Raw genomic sequence first — 18,074 nt, 5'->3', positions numbered from 1 at the left:
GCTCGGAGGAACTCCTCGAAGGAACCTCTCGAAGAACCTCTCGAAAAGGGGGGCCGACGATCGCCGTCGGCCCCCCTCCGGCGTTCACCGGCGGGCCGCGAGGTCGCGCCCTCCCACGATCGCGAGCGCCGCCGTCAGCAGGGCCAGCGCGCCCGTCTGGACGAGTCCGCCGCGGAGGAACTCGGCGGGCACGGGGACGCCGATCCACAGGGCCAGGGAGGCGGCGCGCACCCCGAGGATCAGCAGGCCGAGCGCGGCGAGGGCGAGCGCACCGCCGGGTGTGCCGGAGCCGGGCCGCCGGGTGCGCAGCAGGAGCCAGGCGAGCCCGCCCGCCAGGAAGCCGGTGGCGGGGCTCCAGGCCAGATCGGTGACGGTGGTCACGAGGACGTTGCAGGCGCCCATCACCACACAGCAGGCCAGGAAGACCAGTCCGGGCGAGCCGGCGGGCAGCCGGGCGGGCGGTGCGTCGCGGTGGTACGCGGCGCACAGGGCCAGGGCCGACAGCCAGGCCAGCAGTCCGGAGGCGGTGGCGAACGCGGGGTCCGGCCGGGCCGTCTCGTCCATCAGGGGGACGGCCAGGGGCCACAGCGTGGGCAGCGCGGCGAGCAGTGCCGCGGTCCGGGCGAGCCGGTGCCGGTCGTGCAGCAGCGCGAAGTAGGCGACCGCCCAGAGCAGCGGCAGTGTCCACTGGGCCGCCGCGACCGCCCCGTGCAGCAGCCCCTGATCGGTGAACTGGGCGAGGAACCAGTGCCGTTGGGTCGGCCCCCGGGTGGTCGACGAGGTGAGGTCGAGGGCGTCGTCCACGACGGCGGCGGCCGCCTGGACGAGGACGGCGGACAGCGCGAAGAGCCGGACGGCCGATCCGAGCACCTCGTAGCTCCGGGGCGACCCGGCCGCGCCCATCCGGCTGCGTACGGCGAGGGCGGCGATGCTGGCCACCTCGCCCAGGGCGGGCCGGCTCTGGTCCTGGGTGTCACGGTCGATGTCGCACAGATAGGTCTCGACCATCTCCTCCTCCCGCTCGCGCCGGTAGTAGGCGGGCAGCAACCTCAGGACCGTGCGGTAGCGGGTTTCGAGCAGCGAGGGGGTCATGCCAGGCCTCCCGCGAGTCCGGGTGCGGTGGGGGGTTCGGGGGCGGCGCCGGCCGGCTTCGCGGCCCGGCGGCCCTCGGCGATACGGCGCTTGGCGGCGCCGGCACCGGCCGCCATCCGCTCCGCCTCGGCGTCGAGGGCGGCCACGCCGTCGTCGGTGAGCCGGTAGTAGCGCCTGAGGCGGCCCTGCTGCACCTCCTCCCGGTCCAGCACGATCAGGCCGTCGGCGGTGAGCCGGTCCAGCACGCCGTACAGGGTGCCGACGCGCAACTGCACCTCGCCGTCGGAGAGTTCCGCTATCTCCCGCAGGATGCCGTAGCCGTGCCGCGGCTGGTCGGCGAGCGCGGTGAGGACGAAGAACGCCGCCGGGGTCATGCTCTTCGATGCCATGAAGCCAGAATATATCGGCTGCCGATATATATCGAGCCCATGCGGCATCGGCTGCTACGGACGGCTCACCGTCAACCCGGTGAGGAAGTCCCGCACGGTGAACAGGACCGGCACGGTGAACGGGGCCCGCCTCTAGGCGGATGGACGAGCGGGCCCCGTTCGCCGCACCATTGTCCGGAATCCGCCTGGTCAGGGACACGGGTGAACCGGAGTCGTACGACGCACACGGTGCACACCCCGGGTGCGGGGCGCATTCGCCGTGCGCGGGCGGCCCCCGCCCTGTGGGACACGCTCCCGGGCGGTGATACTGGAACGCACACCTTGCTCCCATCAGCAGATTGGCCCATGTCGAACTCCGCCCCCGACCGCGCCGTCCTTCCGCCGACCGTCTGGCCCGCTCGCGGCCGCCACACGGGCCCGGACTCCGAGGAGGTGATCCGCCGGATCCTGCGCCGCCGCAAGGAGACCGGCGCCCTCGACGACTTCGCCGAACCCACCGTGCCCGCCGAATCCGCCGTGCCCGGGGAGGCCACCGTGCCCGGGGAGGCCGGTCCGCGGATCTTCGAGTCTCGTTGGCGCGTCGACGACGGCACGGTGACGGTGCGCGCCCGGCTGACCCTCGCAACGCGGCAGGCCGGACGGGAGTGGCGGCTCGTCGCCGAGGCCGAGCGGCCCTGGGACGAGGCGTGGCCCTCCCCGGCGACGATGTTCTGGCCCGACGGCGACGAGGCCGGTGACGGGGGCGAGGCCGCCTGGGACTACCACCCGGCCGTCGCGGGCCTGCGGCTGCGCACGGTCAACCCGCTGCCCGCCGACGACAAGGACATGCGGCGGGTGCTGCGCGACGCCGCGAAGGACGCCTGGTGCGTCAACCTCGTGGTGCACGAGGCGATGACGCCCGACGCGCTCGGCCGGCTGCCGCTGGTCCGGCAGCTGCCGCCCGGTCTCGCCCACCGTGTCGTGGAGCACCGGGCGACACCCCAGCAGTTCCGTGCCGTCAACTGGGCGGTACGCGACCTCGGCGTGGAGGTGCCGCGCGGCGGTGCCGTCCTGCTGCCCCCGGACCCGGCACCGTCCGGCTACGACGCGCGGGAGTACGCGGTGCGCAGCGTCTTCCTGGACGGCTCGGAGTCCACCGAGCTGATCGCCGCCCTCAGCCGGTTCGCCGCACTGCCCAAGCCCGCGCCGCAGGGCGCCGGGGAGGCGCTGGCCGATCTGCGCGACAACTGGACCCTGATGACGCTGGAGGAGGAGCTCGCACGCGAACGCGAGCGGGTCGCGCAGTACGCCGAGGCCCTGGAGGCCATGACCAGGTCCCGCGACCTGTACCGGGAGGCCGCCGAACGGGCCGACGAGGCGCTCGCCGCCCTCCGCGACACACCGTCCCCCGCCCTGCCCACGGCCCAACCCGCCTCCCCCCTGCAGCAGTTGACCCGGGTCTTCAAGGGCCTGCGACCGCCGAAGGAGAATGCCGAACCGACGGCCATGCCCGACGACGAAACCGGGAAGACGGACCAGTGAGAACCCCGGGCCGGACCGGGGCGGGACGACAGGACAGCCATGGACACCACCCCGACCGTGCTCGTGATCTGCGCGATCGTCGCGGCGGCCCTGCTCGCCGGGGCGGTCACCGTGCTCGTACGACTGATCCGTACCCGGCGCACGCTGCGCCGGGCCGGGCTGCCCACCGGACCGCGCTGGGTGTTCTGGGGCGCCGTCCTATATCTGGTGCTGCCGACCGACCTGCTCCCTGATCCGATCTACCTGGACGACATCGGCGTCCTCCTGCTGGCCCTGCGCTCGATGCGCGCCGCCCGGGTGCTGCCGGCGGAGGATCCCGAACTCTGAGCCGCCCGGGGCACGACGGGGTGATGCGGGCCGCGTGCACCGGTGTCCGCTCCCTCCACGACCGCCCGGGAGGACGACCGCCCGGGAGGACGACCGCCCGGTCGGCGGGGCCGGGCCGGCACTCAGCGAGGACCGACCGGTCGGTGCCGCCCGGGTGCGTTCCGTGGGCGTCGTGGCGCATTCTTGCTGTGTCCCCCACCCGGCGGTGCACGGACGAGGTAGGACCGGATGACTGGGAGCGGCGAGCACCTGGGCCGGGCGCGTGAACGGCTGACCGCGCTGCTGGTCGACGCCTCGACCGGCGCCCTGGACGCGGCGGGCGGCCACGTCGCCGGGGTGTACCTGCGCTCCGGCACCCCCGGTCTGCTGCGGCTCGCGACGCTGGTGGGGCTGCCCGGCCCGCTGTTCAGGCCCTGGTGGCGGCTGCACATGGACCGGCCGTTCCCGGTCGCGGACGCCTACCGGCTCGGGGTGCGGGTGGTGCTGCCGAACGCCACCGAAATGGTGCGCCGCTATCCCCAGTTCGCGGCCGGTCTGCCGTTCCAGTTCGGGTCGGTGTACACGCCCGTGCCCGGGGCGGCGCCGTCCTTCGGGGTGCTGACGGTGCTGCGTCCGGCGGTCCCGGACACGGAGGACGAGCTGCCCGGCCTGGACCACCTGGGCCGGCTGGCCGAGGACCTCGGGGCCGGGCTGCGCGAGCTGGTGGCCGAGGAGGGGGAGGCGGCGGTCGCCTGGGAGGGCGAGCCGGTGTGCGTACGCCCGCCCGCGACGTGCCCGGGGACGGCCCGGGCCGGCCGTTTCACCTGGAACCCGGCCACCTCGGCGGTACGCGCGGACGACCGGCTGCACGCCCTGCTCGGCGTGGCGCCCAAGGACTTCCCCGCCACCGGCGCCGAGCTGGCGGCGGCCGTGACGCCCGCCGACGCCCACCAGGTGCTGACCGCGCTCCGTGAGACCGCGGCCGGCCGGCCGCCGGAGTCCCCGCTGCGGGTGCGGGCCGCGGACGGCGCCACGCGCCTGCTGGAACTGTGGTCGCCGCCCGGCGCCGCGGACCCGACCCTGGTCTCCGGGATCGTCGTGGACCCGGGCCCGGTCGGGTCCGCCGACGGAGTGGCCGATCTGCTCCCCCAGGGCGTGTTCTGCCTGGATCGCTCGGGGCTGCTCCACTACGTCAACCCGGCCGCCGCCCGCCTGACGGGCCGGCCGCCCGCCGAGCTGCTCGGCCGGCCCGTGTGGGAGGCCATGCCGTGGCTGAGCGGATCGCCGTACGACGACCACTGGCGCGGTGCGCTGCTCGCCCCCGACCCGGTGCACTTCCAGGTCCGCCACGGGGACACCGGGGAGGGCGACTGGCTCGCCCTGTCCCTGCACCCGGGTCCCGACCTCATCACCGGCACGGTCGTCCCCGTCAACCGGATCGACCCGGCCGTACACCTGCCCAGCCCGCCGGAGCCGGGTGCGGCGGGCGGTCCGGCCTCCGTCGGCGGCCCCTCGGCGGCCCCGCTGTACCGGCCGATCGCCCTGGCCATCGCGCTGACCGACGCGGTGACCGCCCGGCAGGTGTCGGCGGTCGTGATGCAGGAACTGCTCCCGGCCTTCGGCGGCGGCCGGCTGGCCATCTACCTCCTCCAGGACCGGCATCTCTACCTGGCCTGGGAGTACGGCTTCCCGCAGGGCTTCCTCGCCCCCTTCGACGGGGTCGGTCTCGACGCCCGCATCCCCGGCGTCGAGACCCTCACCACCGGCAGACCGCTGTTCTTCGAGTCGATGCGGCAGCTGGCGGACACCTACCCGGACCTCGCCCTGGACGCCGCCGTGGGTGCCCGCGCCTTCCTGCCGCTGATCGCCTCCGGGCGCCCGGTCGGCACCTGCATCCTCGGCTTCGACGTCGAGCGCGGCTTCACCACCGAGGAGCGCACCGTCCTCACGGCGCTCGCGGGCCTGATCGCCCACGCGATGGAGAGGGCCCAGCGCTACGACACCGAGGCGGCCCTGGCCCGCGGCCTCCAGCAGGCGCTGCTGCCCCGTCGGCTGTCGGTACACCCGCAGGTGGAGACCGCCGGCCGGTATCTGCCGGGCACCCAGGGCATGGACGTGGGCGGCGACTGGTACGACGTCGTCGAGGCCGGCGACGGACTGGCCCTGGTCATCGGGGACGTCCAGGGGCACGGGGTGCAGGCGGCGGCCACCATGGGACAACTACGCAGCGTGGTACGGGCGTTCGCGTTCGGCGACCGGCCGCCCGACGAGGTGCTGAGCAGTACCAACCATCTGCTCATCGACCTCGACCCGGGCCAGTTCGCCAGCTGCTGCTATCTGCGCCTGGACCCCGCCACCGGGCTGGCCCGGGTCGCCCGGGCCGGTCATCCGCCGCCCCTGCTGCGTGCCCCGGACGGCCGCACCCGCGTCGTGGACATCGCCGGCGGCGTCGTGCTCGGCGTGGACCCGCGCGCCCGGTACCCGGTGACCGAACTGGAGCTGGAGCCGGACGCGATCCTGGCCCTGTACACGGACGGGCTGGTGGAGCGGCCGGGCGAGGACATCGACGACGGCATCACAGCGCTGCGGCTGGCCCTGGCGAGAGCCGGGTCGGCGCCGGGCCGGCGCGGCGGCCGCTCGCTGGCCGGGGTGGCCGACCGGCTCACCGCCACGGCCCGGCACGCCGCCGACCGCCCCGACGACGTGGCACTGCTGCTCGCCACCCGCCGCCGGACGTCCCGGGACCGCCGGTGACACGGCACGACCGGCAATCGAGCCGGATACCTCCTGAGACCCTCTCGCCTCGCAGGGCCGGGCAGTGTAGACATGGGCTCATGGTCCGTCTGCCCGGCCGGTCCGACACTCGGCCGCCCCCTTCCGGGACTCCGCGCGCGCCGCTCGCAGAGCGGGAGCAGACGGCGACCCGGCCCGGGCACATGCCCTCCGGGCGGCGGTGGTCGGCGCACAGCGGTCGCACCGTGGCCGGGCAGGTGTTCATGCTGCAGGTAGTGATCGTGCTGCTGCTCGTCGTGTCGGCGGTGGTGGCACAGGTCCTCCAAGTGCGGCACGACAGCACCACGGAGGCCCGCAACCGGTCCCTGGCCGTCGCCCAGTCCTTCGCCAACGCGCCCGGCACCGCCGCCGCGCTGCGGCTGCCCGACCCCACGGCCGTGCTCCAGCCCAAGGCGGAGGCGACCCGCAAGGCGACCGGCGTGGACTTCATCGTCGTCATGAACACCGAGGGGATCCGCTACACGCACCCCAAGCCGGACCGCATCGGGAAGAAGTTCGTCGGGAACATCGCGCCCGCGCTGGCCGGCGGCACCGTCACCGAGGAGGTCAAGGGCACCATCGGGGAGCTGGTGCAGGCCGTGGTCCCGGTCAGGGACGCCGACGGCAAGGTGGTGGGGCTGGTGTCGGCCGGCATCACCACCGCGCACGTGGGCGGCGCCGCCGACCAGCAGCTGCCGCTGCTGCTGACCTCGGCCGCCGCCGCGCTGGCCCTGGCGACGGCGGGCACGGCACTGGTCAGCCGCCGGCTCCGGCGCCAGACGCACGGTCTCGGACCGGACGAGATGACCCGCATGTACGAGCACCACGACGCGGTGCTGCACTCCGTGCGGGAGGGGGTGCTGATCGTCGGCGGCGACGGCCGGCTGATGCTCGCCAACGACGAGGCACAGCGTCTGCTGGACCTGCCCGCGGACGCCGAGCGCCGCCGGATCCGGGACCTCGGCCTGGACAGCGACACCGCTGAGCTGATCGCCTCGGGCAGGATGGCCACCGACGAGGTGCACCTGGTCAAGGACCGGCTGCTGGCCGTCAACCAGCGCCCCATCGAGGTGCGCGGCGGCCCGCCCGGCAGCGTCATCACCCTGCGTGACTCCACCGAGCTGCGCGCCCTCTCGGGGCGCGCCGAGGTGGCCCGCGAGCGCCTGAACATGCTGTACGACGCCGGGGTGGGCATCGGTACCAGCCTCGACGTCACCCGCACCGCCGAGGAACTGGCGGAGCTGGCCGTGCCCCGGTTCGCGGACTATGCCGCCATCGACCTGTACGACGCGGTCCTCAGGGGCCAGGAGCCGAAGCCGGGGGACGCGCTGCGCCGGGTGGCGTTCAGCGGGCTCCACAAGGACGCACCGCTGTACCAGGTCGGCGAGCGGATCCGCTTCGTGCCGTCCTCGCCGCAGGCCCGTTCGCTGGACACCGGTGAGTCCGTCGTCGAGCCGAGGCTGCGGGACGCGCCCGGCTGGCGGGCCCAGGACGTGGAGCTCACCGGCCGGATCCTGGAGTTCGGCATCCACTCGCTGATCACGGTGCCGCTGCGGGCCGGGAACCTGGTGCTGGGGCTGGCCAACTTCTGCCGTTCGGAGAAGCTCGCGCCGTTCGACGCGGAGGAGCTCGCCCTCGCGGAGGAGCTGGTGGCCCGGGCCGCCATCTCCATCGACAACGCCCGCCGCTACACCCGCGAGCACAGCATGGCGGTGGCCCTTCAGCGCAGCCTGCTGCCGCGCAGCCTGCCCGAGCAGACCGCCCTGGAGATCGCCTACCGCTATCTGCCGGCGCAGGCGGGCGTGGGCGGCGACTGGTTCGACGTCCTGCCGCTGTCCGGGGCCCGGGTGGCGCTGGTGGTCGGGGACGTCGTGGGCCACGGGCTGCACGCGGCGGCGACCATGGGACGGCTGCGCACCGCCGTGCACAACTTCGCGGCGCTCGACCTGACCCCCGACGAACTGCTGAGCCTGCTGGACGAGTTGGTGGGCCGTATCGACCAGGACGAGACGCCCACGGACAGTACCGCCCCGGTCACGGGCGCGACCTGTATGTACGCGATCTACGACCCCGTGTCCCGGCGCTGCACGGTGGCCCGGGCCGGTCATCCGCCGCCGGCGCTGCTCAGGCCCGACGGCAGTGTGGAGTTCCCGGAGGTGCCGGCCGGTCCGCCGCTGGGGGTGGGCGGGCTGCCGTTCGAGACGGCCGACCTGGAGCTGCCCGAGGGCAGCAGCCTGGTCCTGTACACCGACGGGCTGGTCGAGGACCGGCAGCGGGACATCGACGAGGGTCTCGAACTGCTCGCCGGGGCCCTGGAGTCGGCGGCCGGAGGCACTCCCGACGAGACCTGCGCGGCCGTCCTGGAGCGGCTGCCGGCCCGTCCCAGCGACGACGTGGCACTGATCGTCGCCCGCACCCGGGCGCTCGGCACGGACCAGGTCGCCGAGTGGCAGGTGCCGGCCGACCCGGCGGCCGTCTCCGAGGTGCGGTCCAAGGTGACCCGTCAGCTCGCGGACTGGGACCTGGACGAGCTGTCGTTCACCACCGAACTGATCCTCAGCGAGCTGGTCACCAACGCCATCCGCTACGGCCGCGCGCCCATCGGGGTACGGCTGCTCCGCGACCGGACGCTGATCTGCGAGGTCTCCGACGCCAGCACCACCTCGCCGCATCTGCGGTACGCGGCGAGCACCGACGAGGGCGGCCGGGGCCTGTTCCTGGTCGCGCAGATGGCCGAACGCTGGGGCACCCGGTACACGCCCGCCGGCAAGGTCATCTGGGCGGAGCAGCCGCTGCCCTGACCCCTCGCACAATTGTGTTGAGGACACGTCATCCGTGGGTGATGATCTCCGGTATGTTCTCGCGCCGCAGCCGCCGCCCCAAGTCCGCCGACCTCGTCAAGGCCTGGGAGTGCCTGGACTCCGGGGATCTTCCCGGAGCGGTACGGCAGTTGCGGGCCGCCGGGGAGGACGCGCCGGTCGTCGAGGTGGCCCTCGTGGTCGAGCGGGCCGCCCGGGCGGCCGGCTTCGACGACCTCGAACAGGCCGCCGCCGCGCTCGCCGCCCGGCCCGACCATGCCAGGAACCTCTTCGACTTCGGGTACGCGTGTGTCGAACGCGGCCTGTCCTTCCTGGCGATCCCGCCGCTGCGCACGGTGCTGAACCACAACCCGGGTGCGCCGGCGGTCCTGCGGGAGCTGGTGTCGGCGTACGAGCGCGAGGAGCGCCACCAGGAGGCGATGACCGAACTGGCCCGGCACGAAGGCGAGTTCGCCGACTGGCCGGACCGGTATCTGCTGGTGTACAACGCGCTCATGGCGGGCGAACTCGACTTGGCCCGTCGTCAGCACGCGCTGCTGGCCGAGCCGGAGGACGCGCAGTGGCTGCCCACGCGGGACCGCCAGACCCGGATGCTGGAGCGGGCCGCCGCCCTCGGCGAGCCGTCGGGGCTGCGTGACTGGCAGTACGTGATCGGCGGCCAGGTGCTGGGCACGCTCTCCCCGTTCGGCTTCGCCGCCGGCATGGCGGGCCGCTACGCCTGGCTCCAGGACAGCCCCGCGCTGTGTCTGGCCGGCCTGCGCCGGCTGGCGATCCTGCTGTCCACGACGCGGGTGAACCCGCGCTCGGTGTCCCTGCTGCCCGACCGCGGCTCGCGGATCCTGGGCCTGGCCGCAGCCGAGGTGCTGGACCTGCCGGCGGTGCCGTTCGAGCCGGACCGCCCGGACACCGTCGTCGTGGCGTACGACCTCAACGAACTGGCCGGACATCCGTCGGGCCCGGAGATCATCGGCGCCCTCTTCGAGCGCGCGCCGGGCCAGGTGCTGCACGAGCACGCCAGCTGCTGGACCGACACCCCGTCCGTCACGGCCGACAGCATCGGTCTGCTGCACCAGTCGGTGGTGCCCCCGTGGGGCGAACGGCTGCGGGTCGGCGAGAACGGCGAGGCGGAGCGGGAGCCGGCCGACGAGCGGCCCGAGGAGGAGCCGGCCGCCGAGATCGCCCGGGCCAAAGCGACACCCGACGAGGGCGACGGCGAGGGGCCCGCCGACACTGACGAGGCGTTCGCCGCGTTCGCGGAGTCCGTCCGGGACAGCTGGCTCATCGGCGACCGGGCCCGCGTCAAGTCATCGGGCCCGGTGCGCAGTTCACGTTTCGCGTGACCGTCAGCCGAGCGCCCGGTCCAGGTTGAAGGCGGCGCTGATCAACGAGAGATGGGTGAACGCCTGCGGGAAGTTGCCCTGTTGCTCGCCGGTGCGGCCGATCTCCTCGGCGTACAGGCCCAGGTGGTTGGCGTAGGTGAGCATCTTCTCGAAGGCGAGCCGGGCCTCGTCCACGCGTCCGGCGCGCACCAGGGCCTCGACGTACCAGAAGGAGCAGATGGAGAAGGTGCCCTCGTCGCCGCGCAGGCCGTCGGGGCTGGCCTGAGGGTCGTAGCGGTAGACGAGGGAGTCGGAGACCAGGTCCTCGCCCAGGGCGTCCAGGGTGGAGAGCCACTTGGGGTCGGTCGGGGCGATGAACTTGGCCAGGGGCATCATCAGGAGTGAGGCGTCCAGGACGTCCCCGCCCTCGTACTGGACGAAGGCGTGGCGCCGCTCGGACCAGCCGCGTTCCATGATCCGCCGGTAGATGGCGTCCCTGGCACCCTGCCAGTGGGCCAGGTCGGCCGGCAGGCCGCGCCGGTTGGCCAGCCGGATCGCCCGCTCGATGGCGACCCAGCACATCAGGCGCGAGTAGAGGAAGTTCTTGCGGCCGCCGCGGGTCTCCCAGACGCCCTCGTCGGGCTGGTCCCAGTGGTCGCAAACCCAGGCGACGAGCCGGGTGACATCGTCCCACTGACCGCTGGAGATGGGTTGGGCCCACTTGTCGTAGAGGTAGATCGAGTCGATGAGGGCGCCGTAGATGTCCAGCTGGAGCTGGTCGGCCGCGGCGTTGCCGACGCGCACCGGGGCGGATCCGCAGTGGCCCTCCAGATGCGGGAGCTCGCGCTCGGGCAGGTCGGTGCGGCCGTCGATGCCGTACATGATCTGCAGCGGCCCCGAGGCGGCTCCGTCGCCGGGGGTGATGCAGGTGGTCAGGAACTTCATGAAGGCCTCGGCCTCGCCGGTGAAGCCGAGCCGCAGCAGGGCGTAGACGGCGAAGGCGGCGTCGCGGACCCATACATACCGGTAGTCCCAGTTGCGTTCGCCGCCGAACTGCTCGGGGAGGCTGGTGGTGGGTGCGGCCACGATGGCGCCGGTGGGCGCGTAGGTGAGCAGCTTCAGGGTGAGTGCGGAGCGGTGCACCATCTCGCGCCAGCGGCCCCGGTAGCGGGACCGGGACAGCCAGCGCCGCCAGTAGCGGACCGTGGCCTCGAACTGCCGTTCGGCCTCGATATGGGCGCAGCCGCGGGGCGCGATGTGCTCGCCGGCCTGATCGAGGGCGAAGACCGCGGACTCGCCCTCGCCGAGTTTGAAGTCGGCGTGGGCGTCCGCTCCGTCGCTCTCCATGGCCACCGTGGCGGTGAGCGCCAGGGACAACGTCTCGGACTCGAACAGGGCGGTGCCGTCGAGCAGGCGCAGGGTGTGCGGGTCGGCGCCGTAGTTGAAGCGGGGGGCGACCCGGACCCGGAAGGGGACGGTGCCACGCACGCAGATCACCCGGCGGATGAGCCGGTGCCGCTCGCAGTCCCCGGAGTCGCCGGCGACCGGCATGAAGTCCTGGACCTCGCCGACGCCCTCGTCGGTGAAGAACCGGGTGATCAGCACGTTGGTGTCGGGGAAGTAGAACTGCTTGGTGCGGGCCGGTACGGCCGGGGCCAGCGCGAAGTGGCCGCCGCGCTCGGCGTCCAGCACGGCCGCGAAGACGCTGGGGGCGTCGAAGGCCGGGCAGCAGTACCAGTCGATGGTGCCGTCGCTGCCGACCAGGGCCACGGTGCGCAGGTCGCCGATCAGCCCGTGCTCGGCGATCGTCAGGTAGCGGGGGCTGCCGGGCGCGTTCTGAAAGAACCGCTGTTCGATCATCGAGGCGGCCTCCCCTGGACGGATGTATAGGCACATTACATCTTAAAAGGGATAATTTCCTTTCCGTGTCGGGTACCCGGTGCGGCAAGGATCCCGGGCCGCTCGGGATGCGGGGTGCGGCCGGGCGGGCAATTGTGAGAGTGTGCACCCCGCTCCGCGAAGGAGGGACCATGTCGACCACCTCAGAACCCGAAGCGTCACGGTCGTCCGACGACCGCGCCACCCCGGACTCGCTGCTGCACAGCGCCCCCGGCACCGGGGTGGCGCCCGAAGACCTGGTGATGGCGTCGGGCCGGGACGTCACCCCGGCCACCCTGGAATGGGCCAGGAAGAAGATGGAGCGCGAGGGGCCGAACTGCATCGAGAGGCTCCTGCCCTGAGGAGAGTCGGTTGACGTGGGGCTCGGGCCGGGTCCAGGGCCGAGGGGGGAACACCCCGGCCCAGGACCCGACGCCCTGAGGCGGCCGGGGCCCGCCGGATGCGCAACGGCGCAGGTCCGTACCGGATTTCACGCGAAGGTTGCCCGTTCTCTCTTTCGAAGCGGCGGTGCCTGCTGACAGACTCCGCAAGGTGCCAGACTTCGACATGCTCGTCATCGGATCCGGACCCGGCGGCCAGAAGGCCGCCATCGCAGCGGCCAAGCTGGGCCGCCGGGTCGCCGTGGTCGACAGCCCCGAGATGGTCGGCGGTGTGTCCATCCACACCGGCACCATCCCCTCCAAGACCCTGCGCGAGGCGGTCCTCTATCTGACCGGCCTCACCCAGCGCGATCTCTACGGCCAGAGCTACCGGCTCAAGGAGGACATCACCGTCGCCGACCTGACCGCGCGCACCCAGCACGTGGTCAGCCGCGAGGTGGACGTCATCCGCAACCAGCTCTCCCGCAACCACGTCACCCTCTGCTCCGGCACCGGCCGCTTCGTCGACCCGCACACCGTCGCCCTGCGTGAACCGAGCGGCAACGAACGGCTGTTGACCGCGGAGCACATCGTCATCGCCACCGGCACCCGGCCGGCCCGTCCGGACAGCGTCGAGTTCGACGGGCGCACCATCATGGACTCGGACAACGTGCTGTCGCTGGAGCAGGTGCCGCGCTCCATGGTCATCGTGGGTGCCGGCGTGATCGGCATGGAGTACGCCTCGATGTTCGCCGCACTCGGCAGCAAGGTCACCGTGGTGGAGAAGCGCGCGGGCATGCTCGACATGTGCGACATCGAGGTCGTGGAGTCGCTCAAGTACCACCTCAGGGACCTGGCCGTCACCTTCCGGTTCGGCGAGACCGTCGCCGCCGTCGAGCGGCACCCCCGGGGCACCCTGACCGTACTGGAGAGCGGCAAGAAGATACCGGCGGACACGGTGATGTACTCGGCGGGCCGGCAGGGCCTGACCGACGGACTCGACCTGGACAAGGCGGGCCTGGCCGCGGACCGGCGGGGCCGGATCAAGGTGGACGAGCACTTCCGCACCGAGGTGCCGCACATCTACGCCGTCGGCGATGTCATCGGATTTCCGGCGCTCGCCGCGACCTCGATGGAACAGGGCCGGGTCGCCGCGTACCACGCCTACGGGGAACCGGTCGGGCAGATGGACAACCTGCAGCCGATCGGGATCTACACCATCCCGGAGATCAGCTTCGTCGGCCGGACCGAGGACCAACTCACCGAGGACTGCGTGCCGTTCGAGGTCGGGGTGGCCCGCTACCGGGAGCTGGCCCGGGGGCAGATCATCGGCGACTCGCACGGGATGCTCAAGCTCCTGGTCTCCCCCGACGACCGGCGGCTGCTCGGCGTGCACTGCTTCGGTACCGGAGCGACAGAACTGATCCATATCGGTCAGTCGGTGATGGGGTGCGGCGGCACGGTCGACTACCTGGTGGATGCCGTCTTCAACTACCCGACGCTCGCGGAGTCGTACAAGGTGGCGGCCCTGGACGCCACCAACAAGCTGCGGCAGCTCGACCGGCTGGAGGACTGAGGGGCTCGGGGAACCACCGCTTCCGGAGTGGGGGGTTGGCCACCCCAAGTGGCATATGTGATTACCGGTCGGTCAGCTTGAAAGGTCAAAGGGTGCCGCTATAGTCACACCCACACACGCGGTGTGACCGTTCGCCGACTCTCGGCATGCGGCCTTCACCACCCCTTTGTCTCTTCCGACCGGCCCCCTGCCCGAGGCCATCCCTCACCGGCTGCGAGGCGGGTCGTGCACCCCCGTACCACCGCGGGCCTGCACTCCCGTGCGCCCTGCACGACCGGAAAGCAGCACAACCATGAGCAACAACAGGGGCAGAGGGCTGCAGGCCAACGCCCTCGGCACGTTCGACACCGTGGTCATGGCCGTCGCGGGCAGCGCACCGGCGTACTCGTTGGCCGCGACGACCGCGGTCCTGGTGGGGGCGGTGGGGCTGGCCAGTCCGGCCGCGCTGCTGTGGTGCGCGATACCGATGCTGGGCATCGCGCTGGCCTTCAGCTACCTGGGCCGCATCGATGTGAACGCGGGCGCGAGCTACTCCTGGGTGGGCCGCACCCTGCACCCCTTCCTCGGCTTCGTCAGCGGCTGGGCGCTGGTGGTGTCCGCGACCATCTTCATGGTGGCCGGTTCCCTGCCCGCCGGCTCGATGACGCTGTCCCTGTTCGACGCGGGCCTCGCCGACAACGTGGCGCTGTCCACGGTGGTCGGAGCCGCCTGGTTCCTGGTCATGCTGGCGGTGGTGCTCGGGGGCGCCCGGCTCACGGTCCGCGCCCAGCTGCTGATGTCCGGCATCGAGCTGGCGATCCTGCTGCTCTTCGCGGTGCTCGCCCTCTTCCACACCGGCAACGCCCGCGCCTTCCACTGGTCGTGGCTCGGCTTCAGCCACTTCGACGGTGTCTCCGGCTTCGCCTCGGGCGCGCTGATCGCCGCGTTCTACTACTGGGGCTGGGACGTCACCAGCAACCTCAGCGAGGAGACCCGCAACTCCCGCCGTACGACCGGACTCGCGGGCCTGATCGGGGTGGGCATCGTCTTCGCGCTTTTCGAGGTGTTCACCATCGCCGTGAACGTCATCCTGTCCGCGGACCAGATCGCGGAGAACGACGCCAACGTGCTGGCCGTCCTCGGCGAGGAGATCTGGCCGGGCTGGGGCGGCAAGCTGCTGATCGTCGCCGTGATGCTGTCCACCATCGCCACCCTGGAGACGACCCTCATCCAGGTCACCCGCTCGCTGTTCGCCATGGGCCGCGACCGCACGATGCCGGCCGCGCTGGGCAAGGTGCACCGCACCTGGAACACCCCGTACGTGGCGATCGCCGTGGTCGGCGCGGTGGCGCTGGTGATGTTCGTCGCCTCCAACGCGTTGGGATCGGTGGGCGAGATCCTCTCCGACGCCATCTCGGCGATCGGCCTCCAGATCGCCGTCTACTACGGTCTCGCGGGCCTGGCGGTGGTCGTCGCCTACCGCAAGATGCTCTTCAGGTCCGCGGGCAACTTCCTGCTCGGCGGGCTGTGGCCGCTGCTCGGCGCGGTGTTCATGTTCTGGATCTTCGTCGAGTCGCTGAGCGAGCTGAGCAGCGCGGCGATCACGATCGGCGTCGGCGGTCTGGCCGTCGGCCTGATCCCGATGTTCTGGTACTGGAAGCAGGGCAGCGACTACTACCGGCCCGCCAGGCTGGACGCCACCCACACCGTCGAGGCCGACTACGTACCCGACGACCATGCCACCGCACAGGCCCAGGCTTACGAAGGCCTCCCCACGGATTTCTGAGGTACGAGCCCGATGGCGAGAGACCGCTTCGTCCCCGATTTCGACCCGGACTGCGGGGACACCGCCCTTACCTCGGCCCGTCAGGACATCGTCATCGGCCGCTGGCAGGGCCTGAGGGACCTGCTGCGGGCCACCGGCCCGGACTGGCTGGTCCGGGGACACCGGGTGCGTCTCCTTGCGCAGGCCTGCGCGGGCAGTTCGACGGCGGAGTCCTGGCTGGCCGCGGAACCGCACGGCGCCGACGCGCTGGCGCTGCGGGCGGCGACCGAGACGGCCCGGGCGTTCACTCTGGCCATCTCGGCGGGCCGGGGTGCCCCGATCGACCGGTCCAGGATCGACGCCGCCGTGCTGGCCTGTCTGGCGGCCACGGAGGCCTACCCACAGGACCCCACCCCCTGGGTCTCCCTGATCTCGGTGGCACGGCTGTATCCGACCGGGGTGCGCCGGCAGGAACTCGCCCGCTGGTGGGACGAGTTGCACCGACGCGACCCGTACAACGTGGAGGGCCATCTCCAGGTGCTCCACTACTACTCCGCGCGCTGGCACGGCACGCACGGCCTGATGTACGACTTCGCCCGGGACGCGGCCGGGGTGGCCCCGCCCGGCTGCCCACTGCCGGTCCTGGTGCAGTACGCCCGCGTCGAGGAGTTCCGCTTCGCCCTGGACGAGTTGAAGGGACAGCAGACCTCGGTGGGGCACGGCCAGCACTGGAAGCACGACGGCGCGGTCAGCGACGTACGGCGCACCTGGGAGCGCTGGATCACCCAGCGCGGCGACGGACCCGTCGCTCCCGGCGAACTGCGTGACCTCAACTACCTGACGCACGCGGCCTGCCAGGCGGGGGTCACCGACATCGCCTCGGCCCTGCTGCGGATCCAGGGGCGGCGGGTGACCCGCACCCCGTGGTCGTACACCGGTGACGCGGAGAAGCAGATCGCCAAGTGGCGGGCGGACCTGAAGATCCGCAGCTGACGGCGGCGGGCTACGCCTCGGTCCGCTCGGCGGACGGCGCGAGGCCCGTCGTCCACTTCTCCTCGATGCGGGCCGCCTTCCAGACCAGCAGGGCGATCACCCAGGTGACGAAGAACAGGCCGACGATGACGAAGCCGACGGTGTTGAGGTCGAGGCCGGAGACCCAGTCCCAGAAGGCGCCGTGCAGGTCCAGCTTGTCGGCGAGGAGGCCGAGGAGTTCCACCGTGCCGATGATGAGGGCGACGGCGACGGACAGGCCGGTGATGGTGAGGTTGTAGTAGACCTTGCGGACCGGCTTGGAGAACGCCCACTCGTAGGCGAAGTTCATGAACGAGCCGTCGATGGTGTCCAGCAGCGACATCCCGGCCGCGAAGAGCACCGGCAGGGTCATGATGGCGTACCAGGGCAGTCCGGAGGCGGCGCCGGAGCCGGCGAGGACCAGCAGGGCGATCTCCGTGGCGGTGTCGAAGCCGAGGCCGAACAGCAGGCCCAGCGGGTACATCTGCCAGGGCTTGCTGATCGAGCCGGTGACCCGGCCGAGGAACCGGTTCATGAAGCCGCGGTTGTTCAGCTGCGTCTCCAGGGCGGCCTCGTCGTAGGCGCCGGAGCGCATCTGCCGGAAGACCTTCCAGATGCCGGCCAGGATGACGAGGTTGATGCCGGCGATGAGGTAGAGGAAGGTCCCGGAGACCGTCGTACCGATGAGGCCGGTGACCTCGTGGAGGTGCGAGCCGTCGTCCTGGACCGGTCCGGCCAGGGCCTTCATGCCGAGCGAGAGCAGCAGGGAGAGGCCGAAGACGATGCTGGAGTGGCCGAGGGAGAACCAGAAGCCGACCGACAGCGGCCGCTGCCCCTCCCCCATCAGTTTGCGGGTGGTGTTGTCGATGGCCGCGATGTGGTCGGCGTCGAAGGCGTGCCGCATGCCCAGGGTGTACGCGGTGACGCCGATGCCGATGCCGAAGTCCGCCGATTCTCCGGCAGATGCGGTGCCGACGCTGAAGTGCTGCGGGGCGATGATCCCGACCAGGGTGCCCCAGCCGATGACGTGCAGGGCGAGCACGAAGGCGGCCATCCCGCCGACCCTGATCCACTCCTGCCGTGTCATGGAGCCCCGGACACGGCGCCAGGCCGAGCGCTTGGTCTCGGCCTGGGCGGGGAGGGACGGAGCGGAACCAGGGGCGGCCGTCATCGGGAGGTGCGTCCTTCGGTCGAGCATCTTGAGCAGCTGCGGTCGGCAGCCTTGTGTCATCTTCCCGTACTTGCAAATCGTTCGCACTAAAGGCAG

General features: G+C 72.2%; 13 protein-coding genes. 9 read left to right on the top strand and 4 right to left on the bottom strand.

Annotated features, from left to right (window positions below):
• Positions 1-84: 84 nt before the first annotated feature.
• Together AB0D59_RS11700 and AB0D59_RS11695 are read right to left on the bottom strand one after the other, a co-directional pair.
• Positions 85-1,092 (bottom strand): hypothetical protein, encoded by a 1,008-nt coding sequence (locus AB0D59_RS11700; protein WP_362563852.1) that lies wholly within the window; start codon positions 1,090-1,092, stop codon positions 85-87.
• Positions 1,089-1,466 (bottom strand): PadR family transcriptional regulator, encoded by a 378-nt coding sequence (locus AB0D59_RS11695; protein WP_362564171.1) that lies wholly within the window; start codon positions 1,464-1,466, stop codon positions 1,089-1,091. The genes AB0D59_RS11700 and AB0D59_RS11695 overlap by 4 nt, the downstream gene beginning before the upstream one ends.
• 360 nt (positions 1,467-1,826) lie before the next feature.
• Here AB0D59_RS11695 and AB0D59_RS11690 point away from each other — a divergent pair, with 360 nt between their 5' ends.
• The 5 genes from AB0D59_RS11690 (at position 1,827) to AB0D59_RS11670 (ending at position 10,239) form a co-directional block, all read left to right on the top strand.
• A complete protein-coding gene (locus AB0D59_RS11690) occupies positions 1,827-3,002 on the top strand; it encodes a hypothetical protein (protein WP_362563850.1) in 1,176 nt (391 codons plus the stop codon).
• Between the two features lie 39 nt (positions 3,003-3,041).
• Entirely contained in the window at positions 3,042-3,329 is a 288-nt protein-coding gene (locus AB0D59_RS11685; RefSeq protein ID WP_362563848.1) for a DUF1232 domain-containing protein, read from the top strand.
• A gap of 228 nt (positions 3,330-3,557) precedes the next feature.
• Positions 3,558-6,062: a SpoIIE family protein phosphatase gene (locus tag AB0D59_RS11680; protein WP_362563845.1), complete on the top strand. Its 2,505-nt coding sequence runs from the start codon at positions 3,558-3,560 to the stop codon at positions 6,060-6,062.
• Positions 6,063-6,244: 182 nt separating this feature from the next.
• Positions 6,245-8,881: a SpoIIE family protein phosphatase gene (locus tag AB0D59_RS11675; RefSeq protein WP_362564169.1), complete on the top strand. Its 2,637-nt coding sequence runs from the start codon at positions 6,245-6,247 to the stop codon at positions 8,879-8,881.
• 53 nt (positions 8,882-8,934) lie between these two features.
• The gene (locus AB0D59_RS11670) at positions 8,935-10,239 is read left to right on the top strand and encodes a hypothetical protein (protein ID WP_362563843.1); all 1,305 of its coding nucleotides are present in this window, start codon (positions 8,935-8,937) and stop codon (positions 10,237-10,239) included.
• A gap of 3 nt (positions 10,240-10,242) precedes the next feature.
• On the opposite strand, the gene AB0D59_RS11665 is transcribed toward AB0D59_RS11670, so the two are convergent.
• Positions 10,243-12,078 (bottom strand): glycoside hydrolase family 15 protein, encoded by a 1,836-nt coding sequence (locus tag AB0D59_RS11665; protein ID WP_362563841.1) that lies wholly within the window; start codon positions 12,076-12,078, stop codon positions 10,243-10,245.
• Positions 12,079-12,248: 170 nt separating this feature from the next.
• Here AB0D59_RS11665 and AB0D59_RS11660 point away from each other — a divergent pair, with 170 nt between their 5' ends.
• From AB0D59_RS11660 to AB0D59_RS11645, 4 genes are all read left to right on the top strand, one after another.
• Entirely contained in the window at positions 12,249-12,458 is a 210-nt protein-coding gene (locus tag AB0D59_RS11660; protein ID WP_362563839.1) for a hypothetical protein, read from the top strand.
• 190 nt (positions 12,459-12,648) lie between these two features.
• A complete protein-coding gene (sthA, locus tag AB0D59_RS11655; RefSeq protein WP_362563837.1) occupies positions 12,649-14,052 on the top strand; it encodes a Si-specific NAD(P)(+) transhydrogenase in 1,404 nt (467 codons plus the stop codon).
• Between the two features lie 292 nt (positions 14,053-14,344).
• A complete protein-coding gene (locus tag AB0D59_RS11650; RefSeq protein WP_362563834.1) occupies positions 14,345-15,817 on the top strand; it encodes an APC family permease in 1,473 nt (490 codons plus the stop codon).
• A gap of 12 nt (positions 15,818-15,829) precedes the next feature.
• Positions 15,830-16,789, top strand: a complete 960-nt coding sequence (locus AB0D59_RS11645) for a hypothetical protein (RefSeq protein ID WP_362563832.1) — start codon at positions 15,830-15,832, stop codon at positions 16,787-16,789.
• Between the two features lie 10 nt (positions 16,790-16,799).
• On the opposite strand, the gene AB0D59_RS11640 is transcribed toward AB0D59_RS11645, so the two are convergent.
• Complete coding sequence (locus AB0D59_RS11640) at positions 16,800-17,978, bottom strand: HoxN/HupN/NixA family nickel/cobalt transporter (protein ID WP_362563829.1); 1,179 nt, start codon at positions 17,976-17,978, stop codon at positions 16,800-16,802.
• Positions 17,979-18,074: the final 96 nt, after the last annotated feature.

The organism is Streptomyces sp. NPDC048417, assembly GCF_040651615.1.
GTDB lineage: Bacteria > Actinomycetota > Actinomycetes > Streptomycetales > Streptomycetaceae > Streptomyces.
The sequence above is the reverse complement of the archived record's forward strand: the minus strand, read 5'-3'. Positions and strand labels throughout refer to the sequence as shown.

Excerpts from the sequence above, each read along its gene's own strand:
- AB0D59_RS11700 (WP_362563852.1), bottom strand. The coding sequence starts at position 1,092 with ATGACCCCCTCGCTGCTCGAAACCCGCTACCGCACGGTCCTGAGGTTG.
- AB0D59_RS11695 (WP_362564171.1), bottom strand. The coding sequence starts at position 1,466 with ATGACCCCGGCGGCGTTCTTCGTCCTCACCGCGCTCGCCGACCAGCCG.
- AB0D59_RS11690 (WP_362563850.1), top strand. The coding sequence starts at position 1,827 with ATGTCGAACTCCGCCCCCGACCGCGCCGTCCTTCCGCCGACCGTCTGG.
- AB0D59_RS11685 (WP_362563848.1), top strand. The coding sequence starts at position 3,042 with ATGGACACCACCCCGACCGTGCTCGTGATCTGCGCGATCGTCGCGGCG.
- AB0D59_RS11680 (WP_362563845.1), top strand. The coding sequence starts at position 3,558 with ATGACTGGGAGCGGCGAGCACCTGGGCCGGGCGCGTGAACGGCTGACC.
- AB0D59_RS11675 (WP_362564169.1), top strand. The coding sequence starts at position 6,245 with ATGCCCTCCGGGCGGCGGTGGTCGGCGCACAGCGGTCGCACCGTGGCC.
- AB0D59_RS11670 (WP_362563843.1), top strand. The coding sequence starts at position 8,935 with ATGTTCTCGCGCCGCAGCCGCCGCCCCAAGTCCGCCGACCTCGTCAAG.
- AB0D59_RS11665 (WP_362563841.1), bottom strand. The coding sequence starts at position 12,078 with ATGATCGAACAGCGGTTCTTTCAGAACGCGCCCGGCAGCCCCCGCTAC.
- AB0D59_RS11660 (WP_362563839.1), top strand. The coding sequence starts at position 12,249 with ATGTCGACCACCTCAGAACCCGAAGCGTCACGGTCGTCCGACGACCGC.
- AB0D59_RS11650 (WP_362563834.1), top strand. The coding sequence starts at position 14,345 with ATGAGCAACAACAGGGGCAGAGGGCTGCAGGCCAACGCCCTCGGCACG.
- AB0D59_RS11645 (WP_362563832.1), top strand. The coding sequence starts at position 15,830 with ATGGCGAGAGACCGCTTCGTCCCCGATTTCGACCCGGACTGCGGGGAC.
- AB0D59_RS11640 (WP_362563829.1), bottom strand. The coding sequence starts at position 17,978 with ATGACGGCCGCCCCTGGTTCCGCTCCGTCCCTCCCCGCCCAGGCCGAG.